Source organism: Mycobacterium sp. (genome assembly GCF_035623875.1).
In the GTDB taxonomy this organism is placed as follows: Bacteria; Actinomycetota; Actinomycetes; order Mycobacteriales; family Mycobacteriaceae; genus Mycobacterium.
On the sequence record NZ_DASPSP010000166.1, the window covers coordinates 1 to 3,453 of the forward strand.

Below are 3,453 nucleotides of genomic sequence, written 5' to 3' on the forward strand. Positions count from 1 at the left end.
GAACACCGTACTGGTCAAGGGCTTTGGTGATCGCTGGCAGCGGGATCGCACATGCGACCGCATCACCGGCCTGGAACGCGGCAAGCGCCGCATACGTTTTCGGCGAAGTCAGACCGCTCATGTCACTGATTCAGTGCGGACTGCGGCGGGTAGGTGCCCTCGACCGGTTTGCGCGCGTCGGCCTCGGCCTTGGCGACCGCCTGGACGATCGCCGGGTCGGTCTCGGTGGAGAACCAGTCGGCGATGTCGGCGTCATCATCGCCAGCGGCATGCTTGGGCACGTCGTCGACCGGCGATGGCTGATACCGGAACACCCCGTCCGAACCGGGAGCGCCCAGCAGCTTGGTGAATCCCTCTAGCGCCGTGCCGAAGTCGCTGGGCACCAGCCACACCTTGTTGGCCTCGCCCTGCGCCAGCTGCGGCAAGACCTGCAAGTACTGGTAGGCCAGCAGTTCCGGAGTGGGCCGGCCGGCTTTGATCGCGGCGAACGTCTTCTCGATCGCCTTGGCTTGGCCCTGCGCCTGGAAGTAGGCCGCGGCCCGCTCACCTTGCGCCCGCAGCATCCGGGATTGCCGGTCGGCCTCAGCGGCCAGGATCGCTGCCTGCTTGGCGCCCTCGGCGGCGAGGATCTGCGACTGCTTCTCCCCCTCGGCCTGTTTGATAGCCGCTTCCCGGGTACCTTCGGCGGTCAAGATCATCGCCCGCTTCTCCCGGTCGGCCTTCATCTGCTTTTCCATCGAAGCCTGGATCGACGGCGGCGGGTCGATGCTGCGCAGCTCGACACGGGCCACCCGCAGTCCCCAACGGCCGGTGGCCTCGTCCAGCACACCGCGCAGTTGGCCGTTGATCTGGTCGCGGGAGGTCAGGGTCTGCTCCAGAGTCATGCCGCCGACGACGTTGCGCAGCGTGGTGGTGGTCAGCTGCTCGACGCCGACGATGTAGTTGCTGATCTCGTAAACCGCGGCCTGCGGGTTGGTGACCTGGAAGTACACCACGGTGTCGATGTTGAGCGTGAGGTTGTCCTCGGTGATCACCGGCTGCGGCGGGAACGACACCACCCGCTCACGCAGGTCGACGCGCGCACGGATGCGGTCGATGAACGGAACCAGCAGGGTCAGCTGCCCGCTGATCGTGCGGCTGTATCGACCCAGACGTTCGATCACCGCCGCTTCGGCCTGCGGAATCAGCGCGACCGATTTGGCCACCACTATGGCGGCAAAGGCCACCAGAACAGCCAGAAATACCAGACCTGCAATCACAGTTCCTCCTATTGCTCCATCCGGCTTAGGTGTTTTTCCACACCACCGCAGTGGCCCCGTCGATATGCAGGACGGTCACCCGCTCGCCGGGTTCGAAGACATCGCCTTCGTTCATTGGCCGCGCCGTCCACACCTGGCCGTCCACTTTCACCTGACCTTCGTCATGGGCCACCCGGTCGAGGACCAGCGCGCTTTTCCCCTCCAGCGCCTTGACTCCCATTGGCAGGCCCTTTGCGGGGGTCAGACGCCGCCGCAGCACGGGCCGGACCAGCACCACCAGAAGCAGCGAAACTACCAGAAATACTGCCCCGTCGGCCCAGATCGGCAAGTCCAGCAGCCAACTGGATCCGGCCGCGGCCAGCGCACCGCCGCTGAGCATCAGCATGAACATATCGCCGGTCAGCGCCTCCGCACCGGCCAGCCCGAACGCGACGATCAGCCAAATCACAGCCGCAGGCATGCCGCCAGGATATCGCGTGATCGGCCTTGCTCACCGCGAACAACTAGACTGCGAAACCATGTGGTGCCCCAGCGCGACGCTCTCGGTCTGGGCCAACGCCTGGCTTGCCGGCATGGCGGCGCCCGACGACGTCCTCGACGCGTTATCTTGTTGGGCACCAATACAATCGGTCACCGCGTACGACGCGGTCGCGGCGGGCCATACCGGACTGCCCTGGCCGGACGTGCACGACGCGGGGGCGGTGTCGCTGCTGCAGACGCTGCGTACCGCTGCCGGCCGACCGGCGGCAGGCGCACCTTCGATCACCGTGGTGCTGCCGGTTCCCGGCGACGTCCGCGGGCTGGCGGCCGGCACACAGTTCGAGCGGGATGCCTTGATCGCCGGAGAAGCAGTGATCGTCGCCAATCCCGACGACCCCGGCATGGCCGTCGGCCTGGTGCCCGAATTCGGTTATGACGAATCCGACGACGAACTCGTGGTACCCGAATTGTGCGCGTTGTCCTGGACCGTCTACTCACTGCCGGGCGCCGCGCTCGTCGACCACGCCGAGCTGGGCGAGGCCGAATACGCCCTCCGGCTGGCAGTGCGATCAGCGGCCGACGCGCTGACCGCAATCGGGCTGGGGTCCACCGGCGTCGACGTCGACGATCCGCGCGGGCTTGTCGAGCAGTTACTGGAATCCGCGCGGCAACACCAAGTCCCCGAGCCCGCGCCGTCGCGCGCCTTGCGGGTGCTGGAAAACGCCGCACATGTCGACGCGATCATCACGGTCAGTGCCGGTCTGACCCGGATCGGAACGCAGTCGCTGTCGGAAGCTCAGATCGCCACCGATGCCCTGCGTCCGCTGGCCGCTGTGGTGCGGTCGGCGAGAATGGCTGCGCTCAGCGCGATTCTGCACGCGGCCTGGCAGGCCTAGCCGCAATCAGTCCGAACGTACTTCGGCAACGCAGTGCGGTGGACGGCACGGCTCGCCGTTGATGCTGGCCGCGCAGCCCGGCACCGGATCGGATCCGGTCAGCCGGGCAGGCCCACGGCCGTACCGCAATTCATCGATCAGGTCGGCGGCCATACGTGCGAATCGCGGGTGGGCATTCGGAGTAGCGACCCGCGTCAACGCCACCCCTGCCGCCTCGGCCTGGGACCGCAACTCCTGGTCAAGATCCCACACCACCTCGATATGGTCCGCGACAAACCCTATCGGGCAGACGATGACAGCTTTGGTTCCTTTGCCGGCCAGCGCCGAAAGATGGTCGGCGACATCGGGCTCCAGCCACGGAACCTGCGGTGGCCCCGATCGCGACTGCCAAACAAGGTCGAAATCACGATATCCGGCGGCCGCCGCGACCAGCCTCGCGGCGTAACCGACTTGGCGGCTATACAGCTGCGGACCACAGCGCTGATCAGCGGCCACCGGGATGGAATGCGCGGTGAAGACCAGCCGCGCGTCGGCGCACCGCTCGGCGGGTAAGGCGCCGCAGGCCGCACCGATCGCGTCGGCAAAGATCTGCACGAAAAGCGGGTGGTCGAAATACGGTCGCAGTTTGACCAATTCGGGCGCATCCGGCCCGGCCGACCGGCGTGCCCGGGCAATGTCCTCGACATACTGTGTGCAGCTGGAATAGCCGCTCCACGCCGACGTGGTGAACACTGCAGCACGCTGAATACCGTTGTCGCGCATCGTTGCGACGGTGTCTTCGACGTAGGGCTCCCAGTTGCGATTCCCGAAATAGACCG

General features: G+C 66.5%; 4 protein-coding genes and 1 pseudogene. 1 reads left to right on the plus strand and 4 read right to left on the minus strand.

Going from position 1 to position 3,453, the window contains the following annotated elements; genetic code table 11:
* The 3 genes and pseudogenes from VEI45_RS13535 to VEI45_RS13545 all read right to left on the minus strand — a co-directional run.
* Positions 1-121: pseudogene (locus VEI45_RS13535) on the minus strand (hypothetical protein); the annotation flags it as partial.
* 1 nt (position 122) lies between these two features.
* Complete coding sequence (locus VEI45_RS13540; RefSeq protein WP_414687475.1) at positions 123-1,259, minus strand: SPFH domain-containing protein; 1,137 nt, start codon at positions 1,257-1,259, stop codon at positions 123-125.
* Between the two features lie 25 nt (positions 1,260-1,284).
* Positions 1,285-1,719, minus strand: coding sequence for an NfeD family protein (locus VEI45_RS13545; protein ID WP_324853967.1), 435 nt, complete (start codon positions 1,717-1,719; stop codon positions 1,285-1,287).
* Between the two features lie 58 nt (positions 1,720-1,777).
* Between VEI45_RS13545 and VEI45_RS13550 the strand changes: the two genes are divergently transcribed.
* Positions 1,778-2,635: a hypothetical protein gene (locus tag VEI45_RS13550; RefSeq protein WP_324853968.1), complete on the plus strand. Its 858-nt coding sequence runs from the start codon at positions 1,778-1,780 to the stop codon at positions 2,633-2,635.
* Positions 2,636-2,641: 6 nt separating this feature from the next.
* Here the strand turns inward: VEI45_RS13550 and VEI45_RS13555 are convergent.
* The coding region (locus VEI45_RS13555; protein ID WP_324853970.1) for a ferrochelatase at positions 2,642-3,453 on the minus strand (812 nt) is incomplete at its 5' end.

Excerpts from the sequence above, each read along its gene's own strand:
- VEI45_RS13550 (WP_324853968.1), top strand. The coding sequence starts at position 1,778 with ATGTGGTGCCCCAGCGCGACGCTCTCGGTCTGGGCCAACGCCTGGCTT.
- VEI45_RS13545 (WP_324853967.1), bottom strand. The coding sequence starts at position 1,719 with ATGCCTGCGGCTGTGATTTGGCTGATCGTCGCGTTCGGGCTGGCCGGT.